Here is a 21106-nt window from a genome sequence, read left to right as displayed (position 1 = left end):
CGAGACTCAATCTCGTCACCACTTTGAAGTGAAAATCGCTCAATTTTGGCGACGAGACTCAATCTCGTCGCCATTTTGAAGTGAAAACTGCACAATTTTGACGACGAGACTCAATCTCGTCACCACTTTGAAGTGAAAATCGCTCAATTTTGGCGACGAAACTCAATCTCGTCGCCATTTTGAAGTGAAAACCGCACAATTTTGACGACGAGACCCTTTCTCGTCACCATTTTGAAGTGAAAAACGCATTATTTTGGCGACGAAACCACTTCTCGTCGCCACTTTAAGATGAAAAATTCTTATTTTTGGCGACGAACCCCTACTCGTCGTCACGAAAACCTATCTCCATCATTTCCAATGGATCCTTCCCTTTTTCATTTCCTAAAACAATGTTAATATAGATAGTGAGCATCAATTATCAAAAACAAAGGAGTTATTTATGACATATCAAGCACTTTTTCTCGATATTGACGGAACGATTTTAACCTATGACCATTCATATACAGAGCTAACGAAAAAAGCAATTCAGGAAGCCCAAAGTAAAGGCATAGAAGTTTTTATTGCGACCGGTCGACCTCTCCATGAGCTGGATGAACTTCGGGCAGAACTGGGGATTCGATCGGCAATCGGGTATAACGGGGCATACGCCGTTTATAAAAATAACGTAATCTTGGATGAACCAATGGATCATGATCTCGTTCAGCATACCCTTAATTTAGCAAAAGAATATAACAATGAATTAGTTTTATATACCGACCAAAAAAATTTCTTCACCTCACTTACGCATCCGGAAGTGGAAAATTTCATTGCTCATTTCCAATTAAAGGAAAATGAACTGTATCCGGAAAATTTAGCCCTGCCTATCTACAGTATGACAGTAATGAATTTGTCCAAGGAACATGTACCGTTTTATAAACAACTGCCAAACTTATATGTCAGCACGGTAAATGTAGAAGGAATTTCAAAAGCTTATGATTTAATCCAAAAAAATATAAACAAAGGGACTGCCGTGGAAAAGGTTCTTGCTGTTTTAGGAATTCCGAAAGAGCAGGCGATTGCATTCGGCGACGGAATGAACGACAAGGAGATGCTCCAGACAGTCGGCGAAAGTTTTGTAATGGCAAACGGAGACCCAAATCTCTTTCCATATGCAAAACACCGAACGACCACTGTGGATAATTCCGGTATCTACTATGGGCTGAAAAAATTAGGAATAATAAAATAGTCAAAACACGCCCCTTATCTTCTGCTCTGGAGTCATCAAAGGCTGAAAAAATTAGCCATAGTAAAATAGTCAAAACAGTTTATGAATGGTTGGAGTTATCCGGTAAGATGATTGCTTTTCCGGATACCTTCATCAAAAGAGCAATCTATTTGTTTAGAAAATACTCGTATCCTATCATATTATAATAAAATTATATGCTAATAATGAATGGAAATAAGGAATGAGTTAGATGAAAAAACAAATTTTAAAAAATGATTGGGCGCCACTCCTTGAAGAGGAATTTTCCAAGCCCTATTATTTGCAGCTTCGGGAATTTCTGAAACAAGAATATAAACATTACCGGATTTACCCGGACATGTACGATATTTTTAATGCGCTTCATTACACTGCTTTTGCGGACGTGAAAGTGGTCATTTTGGGACAAGATCCCTATCATGGTCCAAATCAAGCCCATGGACTTAGTTTCTCCGTGAAACCCGGGGTGCCGCTCCCGCCATCGTTAAAAAATATTTTTCTGGAATTACAAGCGGATCTCGGTTGCACACCTCCCTCTTCCGGTTATCTCGTCCCGTGGACAAAACAAGGTGTTCTATTGTTGAACACGGTTTTAACTGTTCGTGAAGGGCAGGCCAATTCCCACCAAGGAAAGGGATGGGAAATATTTACAGATCGGGTAATCGAAATATTAAACAGAAAAAGCAAACCCGTCGTTTACATATTATGGGGAAGCGCAGCCCAAATGAAACAGCAACTTATTGATACGAATAAACATTTTATAATAAAGGCACCCCATCCGAGCCCGTTATCGGCACATCGAGGTTTTTTCGGGAGCAAACCGTTTTCCAAAACAAACTCGATTTTGAAAACAATTGGCCAAACAGAGATTAACTGGCAACTGCCATAAAAATTTATTAAATAGCAAAAGTTGATGGTTGACTTGTTCGCGCATTATACGATTAATTAGACTAACCGTAGCAAAAGTTGATCTCTATTGGAATATCCGGTAAAATTTTTGGATTAGCCTCACAAAATCAGAAAACATGACTGGCAAATTAGGAGCAGCAACCATGGCAGAAAAGAATTACGATAAACAGCTGAATATTGAAACTGGTCCTGAACGGAATATCAAGCCGTTTTTAAATTATTATCCTTATGAACCGACGCCCTATCCCGTACTTGAACAGCTGGCAAAAAATATAGAATTAAAGCCGAGTGACCATGTTGTTGATTATGGTTGCGGAAAAGGCCGGCTGTTGTTTTATTTAAATGCTGTATTTGGTATGAATGCGCGAGGAATCGAAATGGATGATCATTTATATTTTTTAGCAGAAAAAAATCGACTTCACTATTTACAGCACAGACCAAAAAGTAAATATCAAATCCAATTTTTCTGTATGCATGCAGAAAAATACATCGTTCAGCCGACAGATAACAAATTTTATTTTTTTAATCCGTTTTCGGTACCAATTTTTATAAAAGTATTCAACAACATTATGGAATCGCTTGAACAATTTGACCGGGAAGTGGATTTAATTTTTTATTATCCTTCCATTGAATATTTGTCATTTTTGGAAAATCGAACCATATTCCAGCTAACTAAAGAAATTAAAATTGAAGGGGAATTTGAGCATAACCCAAATGAACGAATTTTGATTTACTCCTATAGAAAGGATGACCATAATTAATTGGTATTGAATGAAACTCGCGCATTTTCCAAAAGTACCCGTGAACTTGGTCGAATCGATAAGGAAAGGGGCTGTCCAGAAAGTCAAAAATTAATCCAATTTGTATAATTTGACTGAAGAGAAGGTGGCGGCGACTCCTCGGAAAATGCTAGTCGCATTTTCCTTAGTGCGATGCAAATTCGAGGAAGATTATTCAGAGTCCTGCGGGAACAGCACGAGCCGAAGACCCTGCAGGAGCGAGGATACGAGCGACGAAGCGGCTAAGGCCGTGCCCGTGGAAAGCGTCCGCCACCGAAATGAAAATCAACCGAAACTCTGAAATATGCAGCCAAAATTTATCTAAATCAGTTATAAACAATCTCCTCCTACTAAAATCAAAAACCCCTCTCAAAAAAACATTTTCTTCATATAATAATCATAAACAAAAGCAAATAGAAAATTATAAGAATGGCGGGAAAACATAGCAATTGAGAGACATTATTATTTTTGATGAAGTTTACGAAAAGCAATAAGCATTTTGAATTACCAAAATGGGCAAAATACGATTAAAACACTAGAATTTTTACTATTTATGTAATAGTATTAATTCAGAAACGGGATTTCAACATTAAAATAAATAAGTCGTTTCATGCTCTTATATGTTGGAAATATTCTATATTAGAGGCAAAGGGATGCTGCATGCGCTTACTTAAGGTATTGTATAGTTGTGATGGCATGTGAAATTATTATGAACAGGGATGTGGATGGAATGATCAGTGAAGGAAACCCTTGGCATGATTTTCTCGGACTAAACTTGGGATATTTAATTGAGCAGTATGATTTATATCTCGAAAATCCTGACCAAGTGGAAGAGAGCCTAAAAGTATTGTTTGCCAAATGGGGTGAACCGCAAGTTGAGGAAACAAGCGTAACTGGCACGGCAATATCTACTGAGCTTTCGCCGACTTATGTACTGAACAAAATGAAAAAGCTTGTCCAAGTTATGAAATTGGCCGAAAACATTCGATTGTACGGCCATTTAGAAGCAGATATTTATCCGTTAGAAAAACAAGAAAAGCAAGAAATACTCACTTTGGCTTATTATGGCTTAACAGAATCCGATGTAAGAGAAATCCCGGCTGATATTATTTGTCCGAATTTAAAGGGGAATTTTTCCGACGGCTTATCAGCGATTCAATATTTGAAAAATGTTTATACAGGTAAGATTGGGTTTGAATTCCAACATCTTGATGATGAAAAGGAAAAAGATTGGCTGAAAAATAAAATTGAAAATCAATTTGGTTCAAAAAAATTTCCTGTTGAGCGAAAAATTAACCTATTTGAAAGCTTAGTTGCTGCGGAAAGTTTTGAACAGTTTATTCATAAAATGTATGTCGGACAAAAACGCTTCTCCGTCGAGGGATTGGAAACGCTTGTTCCTGCACTCGATGAATTTGTCCAATTAGCAGGAGAAAACAATATTGAAAATGTAATGATTGCCATGGCACATCGCGGCAGACTAAATGTACTTGCACATGTGTTGGGAAAACCTTATGAGGCCCTGTTATCACAGTTTCAACATTCGAAATGGGAAAATAACGATCCGGACTTTTTTGAAACAGTCGGTCATACACTGGATGTAAAATACCACTTGGGCGCTGTTCGCAACCGGAAGCTTGGAAATAAAACAGTAAAAGTAACTTTAGCAAACAACCCAAGCCATTTGGAGTTTGTCGATGCGGTTGTAGAGGGATACGCACGAGCTGCCCAAGATGATCGGTTTAAAAAAGGTGCGCCAAAACAAGATGTAAATAAAGCACTTCCAATTGTTGTTCATGGAGACTCTGCTTTTGCCGGTCAAGGTATCGTATATGAAGTGTTTAATTTTGCCGGAACTGAAGCTTACCATACAGGCGGTACAATTCATATTATCGCGAACAATATCATTGGTTTTACAACAGAAGGTCATGAGTATCGTTCAACAAGATATTCCAGTGATTCTGCAAAAGGATACCATGTTCCGATCTTTCACGTGAATGCCGATGATCCGGAAGCAAGTCTTCTTGTTATGCAATTGGCATTTGAATATCGGCAAACATTCCATAAAGATGTTTTGATTGATTTAATCGGGTATCGCAGGCTCGGTCATAATGAGCTGGATGAACCGATGGCAACAAACCCGGTTCTGTACAATAAAATTAAAGCTCATCCGACCATTACAGAGGTTTATAAGAAAAAATTACTTGATGAAAAAATATTTACGGCAGAAAAAGCAAAAGAAATGGAGACGGCTGCTTGGAATAAGTTAAAACAGGCTAATGACCGTATTGATAAGCAAGTCAAGGAAGTACCGACAATTGCCGAATTACAAAAGGGTGCAGTGAAGGAATTTCCTTCTGTTGACACGACGGTGGATAAAGCGACATTAACAGCGATTAACAAAGCGCTACTTGATTGGCCAAAAGAATTAAAAGCCTTTAAAAAGCTTGAAAGAATACTCGGTCGTCGCCTCGAAGTTTTTGAAAAGAAAGGAAAAATTGATTGGGGACATGCAGAGGCACTCGCTTTTGCAACAATATTAAAAGACGGAAAACCAATCCGGTTAACCGGTGAGGATTCAGAAAGAGGTACTTTCTCCCATCGTAACGCTGTTCTAACGGATGTTGAAACCGGGGAAAAGTATATTCCTTTACAACATCTCGACGTTGCAAATGCAAGTTTCGCCATTCATAACAGTACATTGTCAGAGGCAGGAATTCTCGGTTTTGAATATGGCTACAGCGTTATTGCACCGGAAACGCTCGTATTGTGGGAGGCACAATTCGGCGATTTTGCAAACGGTGCCCAAGTGATCATTGATCAATTTATTTCAGCCGGTAAAGCGAAATGGGGAGAATCTTCCGGTTTGGTCATGCTCCTTCCACATGGCTATGAAGGACAAGGACCGGAACACTCCAGTGCAAGATTGGAACGATATTTGCAACTGGCAGCGGAAAACAACTGGACGGTTGCTAACTTATCGAATTCCGCCCAATATTTTCATATACTGAGACGCCAAGCAGCATTGTTAAAAACAGAGTATATTCGGCCGTTAATAATTATGACACCAAAAAGTTTATTACGGAATCCGTCTGCCAGTTCCTATGTTGAAGAGTTTACAAATGGAGGTTTCCAACCGATTATTGAAGAACCGGGACTGGGAATCGAACCGGAAAAAGTTGAAAGAGTCATTTTCTGTACCGGCCGCCTCGCTGTGGAACTGTCCGAGCATTTAAAGGAACCGGAAAAATATAAATGGTTGGATATCATTCGGGTAGAAGAACTTTATCCATTCCCGGAAAAGCAGATCAATAATATTTTACGAAAGTATAAAAACTTAAAAGAGGTTGTCTGGGCCCAAGATGAACCGAAAAATATGGGTGCTTGGAGTTATATGCAACCTCGCTTACAAGAACTTGTTCCAAAAGGTTTACCTGTTTCTTATATCGGAAGACCATTTATGGCAAGTCCGTCAGAAGGAGATCCACTGGTTCATAAAAAAGAGCAAGAGCGAATTATCCGGGAAGCAATCACTTTAGATGCTATTCTGAGTACTAAATAAAATAAATGGTTGGAGACCCCACATATTGATATAGTGTGGGGTTCCAACCGGTCTAAATAATCACTTATTTTATCGGGGAAAGACCTAATGATTGAAATACTAAGCAGTTCGTCCATACGCGTTTCGGAAAAACATAATAATTTTGGTTAAAACTATTTTCATTGAATACGAATGAAAGTTACATTTTAAAAATTCCACAGTTTTTCGATGGGAGTTATCCTTGAAATAAGCAGGACATAACTAATTCATTTTCGTGCTCTACTGTTTCGCGGCGGGAGTTACCCTTGGATGAAACAGGGACATGAACAAATTCATTTTTGAACCCCATTGTTTTACTGTTAGGGGTAATCAGGAGACGGGAGAAATGGGGTATCCGGATTTTGTGTAAGGACTATTTAAAAAGCCTGACACTGCCGGATATTCCAATGACATAAAACAAAAAGGGAAGTGTACGAAACATGGCAGAAGTTAAAGTTCCAGAATTAGCAGAATCGATTACAGAAGGGACGATTTCTAACTGGCTAAAAAAACCGGGGGAAACAGTATCAAAAGGTGAAGCAATCCTAGAGTTAGAGACGGATAAAGTAAACGTTGATATTATTTCTGATTATGACGGAGTATTGAAAGAGACATTATTTGCAGAAGGCGACACGGTGAATGTTGGTGATACCATAGCAATTGTTGATGAAGGGGCAAGTGCACCCGTAGAACCGGCTCAAAGTGATGCGGCACCAAGTGTACCTGAACAATCACCGAAAACTGCTGCTCCACAAGAAAAAACCCAGGAACCAGTAACGGTACAAAGCACGGCAAAATCGCCGGCTGCAAGTAATATCATTGCTTCTCCAGCCGCTCGGAAACTGGCACGTGAAAAAGGGATTGACCTAAGTCAAGTTCCAACTGTTGATCCGTTAGGAAGAGTCAACAAACAAGATGTCTTGAATGCTGCTAATGCACCGAAAACGGCAGCAGTAGCACCCGCAGCTACATCGAAACCGGCAGCTTCCGTATTCGTACCACAAGATGATCGCGTTGAAGTTGTGAAAATGTCGAGAAGACGGCAAACGATTGCGAAAAACTTGAAAAATGTGCAAAACACTGCAGCTATTTTAACAACGTTTAATGAAGTTGATCTTTCTGCAGTTATGGAATTAAGGAAAAAACGAAAAGATGAATTCTTAAAACAACATGATGTGAAACTTGGCTTTATGTCGTTCTTCACAAAAGCAGTCGTAGCGGCATTAAAACAAATACCTTATTTAAATGCCGAAATCCATGACAACGAATTTATCTTGAAAAAATATTACAATATAGGGATTGCCGTATCTACAGATTCCGGCTTAGTCGTTCCTGTTGTAAGAGATGCTGATCGGAAGAACTTTGCCGAAATTGAAAAAGAAATTGCAGACTTAGCGATAAAAGCAAGAGACTCAAAACTGGCGCTCGCCGACATGCAAGACGGTACATTTACAATTACAAACGGTGGTACATTCGGTTCTTTATTGTCAACACCAATTTTAAATGCACCACAAGTCGGTATTTTAGGAATGCATTCAATTAAATATCGTCCGGTTGCGGTAGATAATAATTCTAGAATTGAAATTCGGCCGATGATGTATATCGCCCTTTCTTATGATCACCGCATTGTCGACGGAAAAGAAGCTGTTACATTCCTAGTCAAAGTAAAAGAAATGCTTGAAGATCCGGAAAAATTATTATTAGAATCTTAATATCTGATAATCTCCTGCCAAACTATCCAAATGTTGATAGTTTGGCAGTTTTTATATATTTCACTCCAAAAATTTCTCCAAACAGTACTTCTTGCAAGCCATAATCATCTTCCATCCATTTTCCAAATAAGTGAAACCAAACGGCTCAATATACGTACTATTAAATAGTACTATCTGTAAAAAAAGGATCTGAATTTATTCAAAATTGGAGAAACATAGTCAAAATATTTTGATTCCAGTCATTTTGCACTTGTTTGATAAAATTTTTTTGAATAAGCAGTTCTGAATTTAGTTTATGTTGTCACTTGAACATTTGCACTTAATCACGTTCAGGAGAGGTGTATTTGTGGATATATCGCCTAGTGACCAGTTGACTTTAAGATATTGTACTAAATCACTTTCAGGAGAGGAGCAGTTATATGGACGTATTGTTATCTGTGGAGGGCTTGGAAAAATCATTCAAAGATAAAAAAGTACTTCACAATATTTCATTCGATGTTCGAAAGGGTGAAATTATGGCAATCCTTGGGCCAAACGGTGCCGGGAAGTCAACAACGATCCGCAATATTATGGGAATCATGTACCCGGATGAAGGAAAAATCACCTTTCATGGTTATAATGAAATTCCCCGTAATAAAATCGGCTATTTACCGGAAGAAAGAGGTCTTTATAAAAATGTGAAAGTTATGGACATTCTTCTTTATTTAGCCGATTTGAAAGATTATCCGCAGAAAAAGGCAAAAGAACGGGCATTGACCTATTTGAAAAAATTTGATCTTGAAGGAAAAGAACATGTAAAGATGGAAGAATTATCTAAAGGGATGGCACAAAAAGTTCAATTTATTTCATCCATTTTACATGAACCTGAATTGCTTATACTTGACGAACCGTTTTCCGGATTGGATCCGCTTAGCCAAGAATTACTAAAAGAGGAAATCCGTCATTTGGCAAGGAATGGGGCAGCAATTTTATTATCTTCACACCAAATGAATGTCGTGGAAGAAATGTGTGACAGTTTGTTTATGATCCAAAAAGGACAAAAGGTGATTTACGGTACATTGGATGATGTGAAGAAGGAATATGCCAATTTTAAATGCACCATTCGTGGTAAAAACAATTTAGAAAAATTAGAGCAAATTCCTGATGTACAAAGAATTGAATCTAAGGAAGACTCGACCGTTTTATATTTACATAAAGATATTGCACCGGCAAAATGGTTAAAAAAACTGCCGGATGATATGGTCATTAATGAATTAGTTATGGACCGGATTTCTTTACATGAGATTTTTATTGATGTCGCAACGAACAAAAACTTATTGTTAGCGAACGAGCAAATGGGAGAAGGTGACGAACATGCGTAATACGATGAAGGTAGCCAAATGGGAAATCAAGCGGAATTTAAAAAATAAATCTTTCGTTATCGGTCTGTTTTTAACACCGATATTAATGGTCGTATTTGGTTTTCTTGGAAATTTAATGGGAGGCGATACGCCCGATAATGAGAATGCTAAAATTTATGTCCACGATGAGCTTAATACGTTTGCAAATTTAGAAGCCACGGTGGAACAGTACAAGCTTCCATTTGAGTTGGAAAAAACAAATATTCAAGAAGCCGATGTAGAGAAAAAATTGAAGGATGCGGAAAACACAGCTTATTTTTTTATTGATAATCGTGCTTTTAACGAAGGAACTTTACCGTTTTATACAAGTGAAGATTTCCCGGAAAGTTTATCAAGTCAAGTACAAATTTTTACAGAAGCGGTTAAATTAGTTCAGATGCAAAATCTTGGGTTGACAGAGGAGCAATTAGCGGCTGTTTCTACGCCAATTACGATTCAAGCTTTATCGGCTGACCAAATGGGTGAAAACTCAGAAAAAGAACAAGCGATGGATCAGGAACAGTTGATGCAGCGAATCGTACCGGGGGTTTTTGCGGGTGTTATTTTATTATCGATTATTTTTACAGGGATGATGATTTTCCAAAGTGCTTCACAAGAGAAGAAGGATAAAATTGCTGAAATCATTTTATCCTCGGTTACACCGGGGGAGCTGATGCAAGGGAAGATTGTCGGATACTTTGTGTTAGGCTTTGTGCAAGTGGCAGTCTTTATCGCATTCGGCATTCCTTTCATTTTGTGGGCAATGAATGACTTGCCATTGTTCGAATATTTATTTGTTCCGGAATTGCTACTTTTCCTTCTAATTGCTGTACTTGGTTATTTATTGTTTGCAGCAATTTTTGTCGGAATTGGTGCAACGATGTCCGATATATCGACAGCCGGTAATTTCCAAGGTTTAGTCATTATGATCCCGTTTATTTCGTTTTTCTTTATCGGACCGGTAGCTAGTGATCCGACAAGTATTTTGGCACAAGTGTTATCTTATGTTCCATTTACTTCGCCGGTAATTTTGTTGTTTCGATTAGTTATGTTGGATCAATGGTCTTGGGTCGAAATCTCTGTATCGCTGGCCATCTTAATCGTGAGTGTATGGTTATTTATGAAATTGGCAGGGAAAATTTTTAAAGTTGGGATTTTATTGTATGGGAAAAACGCTACACCAGGGGAAATTTGGAAGTGGATGAGAGCTTAAACGTCAATATGTGAAGGAACATTGTATCTGCAAATTGCTGAAGCATGTGTATAGGTAGGAACTGTCCGGATCGTTTTTCAGTTTTCTAGCGCTATTCCAAGTTTATTTGAGGCGGGAAAACCTCCATCTTGTCGACGAAAGCCGTTCTCACCGACATTTGATGGGAAAACCTCTTTTATCTCGACGAAACCAATTCTCGTCAGCTATTTTAAAGTCCAAGGGGCTGTCCTAAGTCATTATGTTGACTTTTTAGACAGTCCCTTCTGATTAACTTGCAATTTCAAGCTGATTTTTGAGCAGGTTTGAAATGGCTTGGCGTTCTTCTTCAGGAACCTGATAATAATAAATTCCATCTATTTTCGTTCCTGTACCGTTAATTTGCTGTTGTTCAATTTTATTAGCTGCTTGCCGGTAGTTGGCCTGGATATCGACCATTTCATCAAAGGTTAAATTTGTTTTTACATTATTCCCAAGCGCTGAAAATATATCGCCATAATTTGTTAATGACTTTAAGCTCGCTCCTTCCCGAATAACGGCTTCGATAATTTTCCGTTGCCGTAATTGCCGACCAAAGTCACCTTTAGGGTCATCATAGCGCATCCGGGAATATTTTAATGCTTTCTCTCCGTTTAATGTGATCGTTCCTTTTGGAAAATGAACGCCTTCATATGTAAAATCAAAATCATTTTCAATGGTTATACCACCAACTGCATCAACGATTTCTTGAAAACCTTCCATATTAATTTGGATAAAATAATCAATCGGTATATCTAGAAAGTGTTCTACTGTATCGATTGACATTTCCACACCGCCAAAAGCATAGGCATGATTGATTTTATCCATCGTCCCTCTCCCGACAATTTCTGTACGGGTATCCCTTGGTATACTTACCATTTCAATTGATTCCGTTTTTGGATTAACCGTCATGACAATCATAGTATCTGAACGACCACGATCATTTTTCCGTTGATCCACACCGAGCAAAAGAACGGAAAACGGATCTTTTTTCTCCAATGTAACGGTTTCTTGCCTCTTTTCAGATGTTTCTCTAATCGGCTGGTGCATACTATCTACCGCATTGGTTAATGAATGATAAATAGAATAAAGATATCCGCAAATTCCGATGAGTAATACCCCAAGAATAATCATGGTATACCGTAACCATCTTCTCTTTTTCTTTTTTTCCTTGACCCTTTTCAATTGATTCCCTCCATGAACGTAGTTGTTGATTTCGTCTAACATTTTTAAAATCATAACTATAAAAATCATACAGTAAAAGTTAACAAAATCAAACGAAATTTGATAAATTTAGATAAAAATTGAAGAAAAGAATAAAAAACTCGGGCGTCCGAGCTTTAGGAGAAGGTAGAGCCGTAGTTGTTTACCGAAAAAATTCGGCTGCGATGTATTCGTTGATAAAGCCATTGCTTTTTCAACTGTGGAGCCCATACTTTCGAAGCCTTCCCGTGCTTCGTAGCATTCCTTGTGCACTTTAAGCTGAATTCCTAAAATAATCAGTGGGGATTCCCCCACTGATTGAACTTTCCTTTATTAGTGTTCCCAATCCGTATCAAAGAATGAAAAATATGTCAAAAATGAGGTTTCTTTTATAAATAATCACCTTTGCGGAATTTTTTCCATTTTATATTTGATAAAATGGAAAAATTGCTGCAAAAGGTCTTTATCAAAGCCATCCGCTTCCATTTTCAGAATATCCAGGCCATCCTCAAAACTATAAGCTTTTCGGTACGGACGATCTAAGGTTAGTGCTGAAAACACGTCAACGATCATTAACATTTTTATTCTGATATCGAGAACCTCAGGGTATGTTTTCGGGTAACCTGTTCCATTAAATCGGACATGGTGAAATTTTGCCATATCGCAAACAATGTTAGGAAAATTAAGGCTTTTGAGTATACATTCCCCATTCTCTGTGTGCATTTTAATATATTCATATTCTTCATTGGTTAAACTTTGATTTTTTATCAGAATTGAACGTGGAACTTTGATTTTGCCAATATCATGCAAAAGCAGGCCATAGCAATCATCAGCACTTACCGTCATACCCAGATAACGCATCCATTGCGCAGCGATCACAAACACATCAAGCACATGTTTATAAGAACAATTATCCCAGGATTTTAATGCAGATAATAAGTTGACGACGCTTTCGTTCATATTCAGTAAAGCATGATTGGTTACAAATTGGAAATCTTCATTGTCCTTTAATAAGATTGAATAACGTTGGTTTTTATTGTTTTTTATCAAAAAGTTATAAAAGTCTTGTGCAATTAAATCCGAAAAAATAATTGTCTGCTTTTGATAATTTGCTGTTGCAAATGGAGTAGATGAAACTTTTACATACGCTATTTCCAGAGACTGTAATTTTAAAATTTTATTTAGTGTTATCACAGTACCGGCAGTAAAAATAACTTCATGATCAATAATGATATCTTCAGCTAAGACATCTCCAATCGTTAACCAATTGACTGGTTTTGTATACAAATCAGGCACCCCTCCGAATTTTTTGAAGGAGTATACATAGGCAGCTGGCAAACATAGTGTTACTTGGTCTAGTTCCTTTCACACGTTAGTCCCTTAAGCTTTGCGTCACCATTTTTCAATGGTTTTGCCTTTAATCATGTATACCAAATTTCTAGAGCTATCCACTCAAATTCTAGCAAATATGAATAGTGGGTAAGCTTATTTTAATAAATAGGTTAAGAAATTTTTGAATAATTACTTTCCAGTATTTATTATACCAAAAAATGCATATTTTACAATAAAATATTCATATTTTAAATTTATGTCGACCATGGTAAAGAGTGAAATTAGTATGATACAAAGTCTTCAAAAATTTCCTATTGATGGTAGCTACTATTTTAATTTTATTCGTAATATACTATTTGTATATAGTAAGAATGAACTATTTCTTTTTGAAAACCTTTTAAAAATTATTGTTATTATGAATAAAAACTAGATACAGTGTTCAAAATGGCGAATTTAACACAATATATAGTAGGGATCGCTAATTATTTTTTATCGTCATATATAGTCCAAAAGAACGAAAAATAGGGTGGAATCTAACGGCAAATACGTCGGTTTTGATCCAATGCTGATGAAAATTGAAGGATTTATTGTTTAAGTCCAAAAATTAGGAATGTATTCTACTAATTTTTTAAAAAACCGGGCTTCCATAAAGTTCATTTTAACTTTATGGTGCCCATTTTATGGTGAAATTTTGATATAACTACCTTCTCAGTACTTTTTGTTTTAATGAACGATTGGCACAAAAAGGTATGGCAGATTTCACACCGATATCACCATATCTAGTGCGCCGGTATATCATGCTTCCGAGCGGCAGTCTGTAAGCTCACTATGACTTTGAAAGAGAAGCGTCACTTTACCGGTTTGGCATAAAAAATAGCTCGCTCCGGCGCATTGCCGATGTAGTAAAAGGGATAGCAGGTGGTTACCGTTAAGATTTCATCCGGGGCCGTCGAACGAATCACCGTTGTATCGTCTGCCGGAACGATATCCATTTCATAGATTTCGTATTTGAATTTTCCATATTCAAGTTCGACGATAAACGTATCACCTGTTTCCAATTCCCCAAAATTACGAAACACGGTATCCCGGTGACCGGAAAGGACGATTTGGTCGTTTTGCAATGGATAGGCGGTTCCTGTATAATGACCGACCCCTTTTTCCAATTCTTCTTCATCCGTCCCTTCAATAATTGGCAGCTCTTTTTTTAGTTTTGGGATTTTTAATATACCGATTGTTTCCCCTTTTTGATAAGAGAGAGAGGAAGGGTCGATTTGTGAATCATTATTGTTTTGTTCGACGATTTTTTTGGCTTCTACGATTCTTTTTTCAACTTGATTGTTTCCGTCCCAAATGTGATATAAGGCATATCCGATCAAAATGAATCCTGTTGTAAACAAAAGACCGATCAATATTTTCAGGAATCGTTTCATAAAATCCCACCTTATGGAGAAATCGCTAAAAATTTTCTTTCTTTCATTATACAATATGCCGTTATGTGTCGTATATATTTACTAGAATATATGTGAAAGAGAAGGCTGTCATATTGTTTTGCCGTTCATTTTATTCCTCAATTAATTTTTCTAAGTAAAGAGTTTCGCCTTCAACAATATTTGCTTGACCATTCGTATGTTCAATCATCCATTCCTTAAAATGATCTTCTTGTCCAAAATCAACATATGTTTCCAATTCAACTTTATCAAAATAATGGATCTCTTTAATCGTGTAAACAGATGACCGCAAATCATTTTCCAGCTTACCCAGCCAAGTATAATCAACGGTCGTATGCATGATACGCGTCAATTTCCGCTCAACGATTCCGGTTGCGTTTAACCCTTCTGATGTGGCTTTCGAATAAGCACGAATAAGACCGCCGGCGCCTAGTTTTATTCCGCCAAAATATCTTGTTACGACAACAACCGTATCTTTTACATTCCGTTTTTTTAACACGTCAAGCATCGGAACACCGGCTGTACCACTTGGTTCACCGTCATCGTTCGCCTTCTGAATTTCATCATGTTCGCCGATAAGATAGGCAGAACAATTGTGGGTTGCATCCCAATTTTGTTTTTTTATTTTTTGAATAAAACTTTGGGCTGCATCGATCGTTTCTGCCCGATTTATGTAGGAGATAAACCGTGATTTTTGGATGACAATTTCGTTGGAACCATAACCTTTTACTGTCAAATAGTCTGTTCTCAAGTGAAATCTCCCTTCTGCTTTAAGTAATCATTTTCGCTTCTTGTCATACATATGTTCTATTATATAAAAGGTAAAGCAGTGTCGCAATTACTATGAATCACTCTGGTTGAAAAACGCTAATCTTTTATGTAAAAATATATATAGTATACTGAATAATTCAGCATTTTTAAACTATATAACCTATCTTAGGAATAGTGGTATGATGGTAAATAGATAAATGTATAGTTATTTTGGTGCATTGGGTTTTCACCCGAGAAAATTTGTCTTATTGGAGTGAAACTATGTCAGCGAAACATTTTGATACGAAATCATTAGATGCTATTTTAAATAAAATGATAGACACTGTTGATGAGAGTAAAACAGAAATCTATAAAATTGGTGAACAAAGTCGGAAGGATTATGAATTTATTATTGCAGAATTAGAGAAAACAAAACAATTGATTAGCGAATTGATTGAAGAAGAAGATCGACTGGAAAAAGAAACTCGTCAGGCAAGAAAAAGATTATCAGATGTCAGTCAGCATTTCAACACATATTCGGAGCACGAGGTTCGTGTCGTCTATGAATATGCACATAATTTACAAATGAAGTTAACGATGTCCAGGCAAATGGAACAGCAGCTTAGAGAACGGCGGGATGAACTGGAACGGCGGGTTATCGGAATTAAAGAGACGATTGAGCGGGCGGATAAACTTGTCTCCCAAGTGAATGTGGTAATTAATTATTTAACCGGCGATTTAAAAAGTATGACAGAGTTTATCAAAGATGCCCATGAAAAACAGGAATTTGGTCTAAAAATCATGGAAGTTCAAGAAGAGGAAAGGAAGCGTTTGTCCCGGGAAATTCACGATGGTCCGGCTCAAATTTTGGCCAATGTCATGATGCGTTCCGACTTAATCGAAAAAATTTATTATGAACGTGGAATTGATGAGGCTTTAGCGGAAATTAAAAAATTAAAGGAAACCGTTCGCGACGCCCTCTATGAAGTACGCCATATAATTTATGACCTGCGACCGATGGCATTGGATGATTTAGGCTTGGTGCCAACGCTGAAAAAATACTTACAAACCGTGGAAGAGTATAATAAAATGGCAAAAATTCAGATTCCATTCACGTATATTGGTGATGATGAACGGATCGATTCAAAAATGGAAGTCGCGCTGTTTCGTTTGATTCAAGAATCTGTTCAAAACGCACTAAAACATGCTCAGGCAAAGGAAATTCAAGTAAAGCTTGAAATTAATAAAAACAACATTATTGCTGTAATAAAAGATGACGGCATTGGTTTTGACCCGATGTTAAAAAAAGAAGGTTCTTTTGGACTAAGAGGGATGAAAGAAAGAGTAGAATTACTTGACGGTAGTATTTCAATCCAATCGAGTAAAGGGAATGGGACTAAAGTTATAATTAAAATTCCATTAAAATAAGTAATATGGACCTAGTTATCAATTGGTTTATTTTGTAAAATAATAATTAGTTCGAAAAACGGAGAATATTAATTGATGTATGGACACTTTAGTATAATTGTGGGACAAAAATAGGCCCATTGCAGAGGCCATTAAAAAAGCGATAAATAATTATAAGATTACTTGCTAAACAGCATATTTAGATGTATTTTTGTGATTTATACTACTATATCTATATAAGTGAACTTATTCGAATTGTTTTTCAGTGGCGTTCTCATCGCATGAGTTTTTGTCATTTTTTGTCAAAAAAGTGTATTTTCTAATTTTATACACAAGCAGGTAGATGTTAGTTGAATATCGAATATAACAGATATTGCTTATTCCATCCCATTCTTTTTTAACAGTTGAAATCTATCAATGCAAATACTACCTTTGAACTACATGTAAACGTTTTGTAGAATACTAAACATCGTTCTTCCAACATTATTAAGAGATCATTTTAAAGAATACTCGGCGACTGCGCCAAGCCATCAGGCGACGGCAGAGCCGCAGTTCAGCGAAAAAACATTTTCGCTTGAGAGGTAAAGCTACCGAAGTCTCTCTAGTACACCGAAAAAATATAAAATTTTTTCGGTTGCGAGGTATTCCTGCGAAGCTTTCCTTATACACTTATGCGTTAGGAAAGGAGAAATTGGGAAATTTTTACTTTTCCATTAGCTAAAAATGACTGGTTACACAATGGCAAGGGAGGATAATCATTTTGAAAAAGACAAAAATATTGATTATAGATGATCATCAACTCTATAGGGAAGGAATAAAAAAAATACTGGAATTCGAGAAATCCTTTGAAGTTGTCGGGGAAGGCGAAGATGGAAATCTGGCTGTCGCACTTGTAGAAAAGTATCATCCGGATGTAGTAATTATGGATATTAACATGCCTCACGTAAATGGAGTTGAGGCAACGAAGCATTTAGTTGAAAGTTTTCCGGAAACAAAAGTTATCATATTATCGATTCATGATGATGAGAATTATGTGACACATGCGTTGAAAACCGGTGCGAGCGGGTATCTACTTAAGGAAATGGACGTGGATGCCTTAATAGAGGCAGTAAAAGTGGTAGCAGAGGGAGGATCTTATATCCATCCAAAAGTAACTCATAACTTGGTGAAAGAGTTTCGTAGACTTGCAGAAAATGCAGCGAAAAAAAATTCAGGGTATAAGGCAAATATTCGACGTCCGTATCATTTGTTGACACGCCGTGAATGTGAGGTACTTCAACTGCTGGCAGAAGGAAAGAGTAATAGAAAAATTGGTGAAGCATTATATATTAGTGAAAAAACCGTTAAAAACCATGTAAGTAATATTTTACAAAAAATGAACTGTAATGATCGTACGCAGGCAGTCGTCGAGGCAATTAAAAGAGGTTGGGTGGAAGTTTTGGATTAATTTAAAAGGCTGGGAATGGAAAAGACCAAAATCGCGGCAAGAGGAGATAACAATTTGTGTTTCTCCTCTTGCCGAATTATTTTCTGGAAGTATAGTAATTTTGGGCAAAAACCTTGGGCAGGTTTTAGTATATAATTTTGGGCAAAAACTTTGGGCAGGTTTTAGTATATAATATTGGGCAAAAACATTGGACAAGTTTTAATGGCCGGTTCCGAGCAACAGCGACTTCACTAAGCGGCCCGCATTTTTCTAAGACATTTAATATCTGTTAGTTTTGGAGCGGTTCAGTTTTTGCCTATTCAAAGTAAATCCATCTATTTTTTCCCAAAGTTTTATAATTTTTCTTTAATATTTTATAAACCCTCCCGCTATTTTCAATATTACACCATTCTTGAACTGCTTTTGTGGTTATTTTTCGTTCGGGAAATAACAATCTGAATTCATCTACACTCCGAAGAACAGCGCTTTCAATCTTTTCTTCATTATTACACGAGATACATTTATAAAAATTTTTATCAATGACTAATGAAAAAGAATGACAGTCTTTACAGTAAATCCCTTTGCGTATTTTCTCATATTCATAGGATGGTATTTGACTGAAGGGAGATTCAACAATATGTGCATTGATTAATTGATCCGCCAACATTTTATGTTTACTCGTTAATTTTGTTGTATTTGAGTTGAGTTGTTTAAAGTATTGTTTATTTTGTGTCGGAAGTATAAAAGGTACGTCAGGAGAAGCCTGATATAATGTGAATTCAGGGTTAACAAAAATAACATAAGATACAACCGGCATATCAAAATCATGCTCTGTAAGCCATTTGCGCAAAAGTGTTTCACTTCTTTCCAATTGAGTGAGAGGGCTTGCGATTTCTTGGCTAGGATTCTTATAAATTTTATTATTTTTGTAATAATAATCCCCTATATAGTTTTTTATATCTATTAGGTGGATTGAATTAGGAGTAATAATTAAAGAATCAATTTGAAACGTAGAGTTGTTTACTTTAAGCAATAAATCGTTCAGAACGAGACAGTCACATTGAAGTTTTTCAGCCATTGAATCAAATAATACTTCTCCTTCATAACCCATTCTTAAATTGTAGTAATACCGCTTGTCTCTCTCGGATAACTCCATCCTAAGATTGAGGATCCTCATTTTTTTTAATTCAATAGATTCTGATCGAGTTTTATAAATCATATTCCACATCCTTTGTAGTTATAATTTTCAAAATCTATTATATTGGAATTCTACTATTTTTTCTATAAAAAAATGAAGTTTCCCTCCTCAAAATGGTGACGAGAAGAGGTTTCGTCACTAAAAAGTGGCATTTTCCTGTTCAAAATGACGACGAGAAGTGATCTCGTCGCCAAAAAGTGGAGTTTCACGAGCAAAAGTGACGACGAGAAAAGGTTTCGTCGCCAAAAAGTGGAGTTTTTCGCGTAAAATTGACGACGAGAAAGAGTCTCGTCGCCAAAAAGTGGAGTCTTTCGTGCAAAAATGACGACGAGAAAGGGTTTCGTCGCCAAAAAGTGGAGTTTTTCGTGCAAAAATGACGACGAGAAGTGGTCTCGTCACCAAAAAATGGACTTTCCCGTACAAAAATGACGACTAGAAAAGATTTCGTCGCCAAAAAGTGGAGTTTTTCGCGTAAAATTGACGACGAGAAGTGATCTCGTCACCAAAAAATGGGATTTCTCGCGCAAAAGTGACGACGAGAAGTGGTCTCGTCACCAAAAAATGGAGTTTCCCGTCCAAAAATGACGACGAGAAGTGGTCTCGTCACCAAAAAGTGGCATTTCCCGGCTAAAAATGGCGACGAGAAGTGGTCTCGTCACCAAAAAGTGGCATTTCCCGGCTCAAAATGGTGACGAGAAAGAGTCTCGTCGCCAAAAAATGGAGTTTCCCGCCCAAAAGTGACGACGAGAAGTGGTCTCGTCACCAAAAAATGGAGTTTCCCGTCCAAAAATGACGACGAGAAAGGGTCTCGTCACCAAAAAATGGAGTTTCCCGTACAAAAATGACGACGAGAAGTGGTCTCGTCACCAAAAAATGGACTTTCCCGTACAAAAATGACGACGAGAAGTGGTCTCGTCGCCAAAAAATGGAGTTTCCCGTACAAAAATGACGACGAGAAAGTGTTTCGTCGCCAAAAAGTGGCATTTCCCGACTCAAAATGACGACGAGAAGTGGTCTCGTCGCCAAAAAATGGAGTTTCCCGCATAAAAATGACGACGAGAAGTGGTCTCGTCACCAAAAAGTGGCATTTCCCGGCTAAAAATGACGACGAGAAGTGATCTCGTCGCCGAAAAGTGGCATTTCCCGGCTCAAAATGACGACGAGAAGTGATCTCGTCGCCAAAAAGTTGAGTTTTTCGCGCAAAAGTGACGACGAGAAGTGATCTCGTCGCCAAAAAATGAAGTTTCCCGCATAAAAATGACGACGAGAAAGAGTCTCGTCACCAAAAAGTGGAGTTTTTCGCGCAAAAGTGACGACGAGAAGTGGTCTCGTCGCCAAAAAGTGGCATTTCCCGGCTCAAAATGGTGACGAGAAAGAGTCTCGTCGCCAAAAAATGGAGTTTCCCGCCCAAAAGTGACGACGAGAAGTGATCTCGTCGCCAAAAAGTGGCATTTCCCGCCCAAAAGTGACGACGAGAAGTGGTCTCGTCGCCAAAAAATGGAGTTTCCCGCACAA

Annotated in this window: 18 protein-coding genes and 1 riboswitch; of the genes, 9 read left to right on the top strand and 9 right to left on the bottom strand. The window is 37.4% G+C overall.

All coding sequences use genetic code 11. From position 1 onward, the window contains the following. Positions 1–162: 162 nt before the first annotated feature. On the bottom strand, positions 163–333 hold the full coding sequence (locus LIZ98_RS12040) for a hypothetical protein (protein ID WP_227091521.1): 171 nt from the start codon (positions 331–333) through the stop codon (positions 163–165). A 106-nt stretch (positions 334–439) separates the two neighbouring features. Between LIZ98_RS12040 and LIZ98_RS12035 the strand changes: the two genes are divergently transcribed. The 7 genes from LIZ98_RS12035 to LIZ98_RS12005 all read left to right on the top strand — a co-directional run bounded on the left by LIZ98_RS12035 (position 440) and on the right by LIZ98_RS12005 (position 10812). After that, positions 440–1225, top strand: a complete 786-nt coding sequence (locus LIZ98_RS12035; protein ID WP_108898740.1) for an HAD family hydrolase — start codon at positions 440–442, stop codon at positions 1223–1225. Between the two features lie 229 nt (positions 1226–1454). Beyond that, positions 1455–2129: a uracil-DNA glycosylase gene (locus LIZ98_RS12030; RefSeq protein WP_227139754.1), complete on the top strand. Its 675-nt coding sequence runs from the start codon at positions 1455–1457 to the stop codon at positions 2127–2129. 163 nt (positions 2130–2292) lie between these two features. Continuing rightward, positions 2293–2910 (top strand): methionine biosynthesis protein MetW, encoded by a 618-nt coding sequence (locus tag LIZ98_RS12025; RefSeq protein ID WP_227139755.1) that lies wholly within the window; start codon positions 2293–2295, stop codon positions 2908–2910. 748 nt (positions 2911–3658) lie between these two features. After that, positions 3659–6490: a 2-oxoglutarate dehydrogenase E1 component gene (locus LIZ98_RS12020; protein WP_227139756.1), complete on the top strand. Its 2832-nt coding sequence runs from the start codon at positions 3659–3661 to the stop codon at positions 6488–6490. 458 nt (positions 6491–6948) lie between these two features. Further along, positions 6949–8220 carry a 2-oxoglutarate dehydrogenase complex dihydrolipoyllysine-residue succinyltransferase gene (odhB, locus tag LIZ98_RS12015; protein WP_227139757.1) on the top strand — a complete coding sequence of 424 codons (1272 nt, stop codon included), beginning with the start codon at positions 6949–6951 and terminating at the stop codon, positions 8218–8220. 419 nt (positions 8221–8639) lie between these two features. After that, positions 8640–9581: an ABC transporter ATP-binding protein gene (locus LIZ98_RS12010; RefSeq protein WP_227139758.1), complete on the top strand. Its 942-nt coding sequence runs from the start codon at positions 8640–8642 to the stop codon at positions 9579–9581. Beyond that, the gene (locus LIZ98_RS12005) at positions 9574–10812 is read left to right on the top strand and encodes an ABC transporter permease (protein WP_227139759.1); all 1239 of its coding nucleotides are present in this window, start codon (positions 9574–9576) and stop codon (positions 10810–10812) included. Before LIZ98_RS12010 ends, LIZ98_RS12005 begins: the two co-directional genes overlap by 8 nt. Positions 10813–11079: 267 nt before the next feature. On the opposite strand, the gene tagU is transcribed toward LIZ98_RS12005, so the two are convergent. The 4 genes from tagU to LIZ98_RS11985 form a co-directional block, all read right to left on the bottom strand. Further along, on the bottom strand, positions 11080–12012 hold the full coding sequence (tagU, locus tag LIZ98_RS12000) for a polyisoprenyl-teichoic acid--peptidoglycan teichoic acid transferase TagU (protein WP_375293583.1): 933 nt from the start codon (positions 12010–12012) through the stop codon (positions 11080–11082). A 417-nt stretch (positions 12013–12429) separates the two neighbouring features. Next, entirely contained in the window at positions 12430–13317 is an 888-nt protein-coding gene (locus tag LIZ98_RS11995) for an HD-GYP domain-containing protein (RefSeq protein ID WP_227139760.1), read from the bottom strand. Positions 13318–13353: 36 nt separating this feature from the next. Next, positions 13354–13456: riboswitch (cyclic di-GMP riboswitch) on the bottom strand. Positions 13457–14210: 754 nt separating this feature from the next. After that, positions 14211–14792, bottom strand: a complete 582-nt coding sequence (locus LIZ98_RS11990) for a class D sortase (protein WP_227139761.1) — start codon at positions 14790–14792, stop codon at positions 14211–14213. 130 nt (positions 14793–14922) lie between these two features. Then, complete coding sequence (locus LIZ98_RS11985) at positions 14923–15561, bottom strand: YigZ family protein (RefSeq protein ID WP_227139762.1); 639 nt, start codon at positions 15559–15561, stop codon at positions 14923–14925. Positions 15562–15842: 281 nt separating this feature from the next. On the opposite strand from LIZ98_RS11985, the gene LIZ98_RS11980 reads away from it, so the two are divergent. Next, the gene (locus LIZ98_RS11980; protein WP_227139763.1) at positions 15843–16988 is read left to right on the top strand and encodes a sensor histidine kinase; all 1146 of its coding nucleotides are present in this window, start codon (positions 15843–15845) and stop codon (positions 16986–16988) included. A gap of 739 nt (positions 16989–17727) precedes the next feature. Next, positions 17728–18414 (top strand): response regulator, encoded by a 687-nt coding sequence (locus LIZ98_RS11975; protein WP_041845678.1) that lies wholly within the window; start codon positions 17728–17730, stop codon positions 18412–18414. A gap of 295 nt (positions 18415–18709) precedes the next feature. Here LIZ98_RS11975 and LIZ98_RS11970 read toward each other — a convergent pair whose 3' ends face one another. From LIZ98_RS11970 to LIZ98_RS11955, 4 genes are all read right to left on the bottom strand, one after another. Then, on the bottom strand, positions 18710–19612 hold the full coding sequence (locus LIZ98_RS11970) for a nuclease-related domain-containing protein (protein WP_041845677.1): 903 nt from the start codon (positions 19610–19612) through the stop codon (positions 18710–18712). Between the two features lie 117 nt (positions 19613–19729). Continuing rightward, positions 19730–19993 carry a hypothetical protein gene (locus LIZ98_RS11965; protein WP_152032386.1) on the bottom strand — a complete coding sequence of 88 codons (264 nt, stop codon included), beginning with the start codon at positions 19991–19993 and terminating at the stop codon, positions 19730–19732. A 278-nt stretch (positions 19994–20271) separates the two neighbouring features. After that, positions 20272–20409, bottom strand: a complete 138-nt coding sequence (locus tag LIZ98_RS11960; RefSeq protein ID WP_227203065.1) for a hypothetical protein — start codon at positions 20407–20409, stop codon at positions 20272–20274. After that, positions 20403–20825, bottom strand: a complete 423-nt coding sequence (locus LIZ98_RS11955) for a hypothetical protein (protein ID WP_227203063.1) — start codon at positions 20823–20825, stop codon at positions 20403–20405. The genes LIZ98_RS11960 and LIZ98_RS11955 overlap by 7 nt, the downstream gene beginning before the upstream one ends. Positions 20826–21106: the final 281 nt, after the last annotated feature.

The organism is Caldibacillus sp. 210928-DFI.2.18, from assembly GCF_020554505.1.
Lineage (GTDB): Bacteria > Bacillota > Bacilli > Bacillales > Caldibacillaceae > Caldifermentibacillus > Caldifermentibacillus hisashii.
The sequence above is the reverse complement of the archived record's forward strand: the minus strand, read 5'-3'. Positions and strand labels throughout refer to the sequence as shown.

Excerpts from the sequence above, each read along its gene's own strand:
- LIZ98_RS12020 (WP_227139756.1), top strand. The coding sequence starts at position 3,659 with ATGATCAGTGAAGGAAACCCTTGGCATGATTTTCTCGGACTAAACTTG.
- LIZ98_RS11990 (WP_227139761.1), bottom strand. The coding sequence starts at position 14,792 with ATGAAACGATTCCTGAAAATATTGATCGGTCTTTTGTTTACAACAGGA.
- LIZ98_RS12025 (WP_227139755.1), top strand. The coding sequence starts at position 2,293 with ATGGCAGAAAAGAATTACGATAAACAGCTGAATATTGAAACTGGTCCT.
- LIZ98_RS11980 (WP_227139763.1), top strand. The coding sequence starts at position 15,843 with ATGTCAGCGAAACATTTTGATACGAAATCATTAGATGCTATTTTAAAT.
- LIZ98_RS11970 (WP_041845677.1), bottom strand. The coding sequence starts at position 19,612 with ATGATTTATAAAACTCGATCAGAATCTATTGAATTAAAAAAAATGAGG.
- odhB (WP_227139757.1), top strand. The coding sequence starts at position 6,949 with ATGGCAGAAGTTAAAGTTCCAGAATTAGCAGAATCGATTACAGAAGGG.
- LIZ98_RS12030 (WP_227139754.1), top strand. The coding sequence starts at position 1,455 with ATGAAAAAACAAATTTTAAAAAATGATTGGGCGCCACTCCTTGAAGAG.
- LIZ98_RS12010 (WP_227139758.1), top strand. The coding sequence starts at position 8,640 with ATGGACGTATTGTTATCTGTGGAGGGCTTGGAAAAATCATTCAAAGAT.
- LIZ98_RS12005 (WP_227139759.1), top strand. The coding sequence starts at position 9,574 with ATGCGTAATACGATGAAGGTAGCCAAATGGGAAATCAAGCGGAATTTA.
- LIZ98_RS12035 (WP_108898740.1), top strand. The coding sequence starts at position 440 with ATGACATATCAAGCACTTTTTCTCGATATTGACGGAACGATTTTAACC.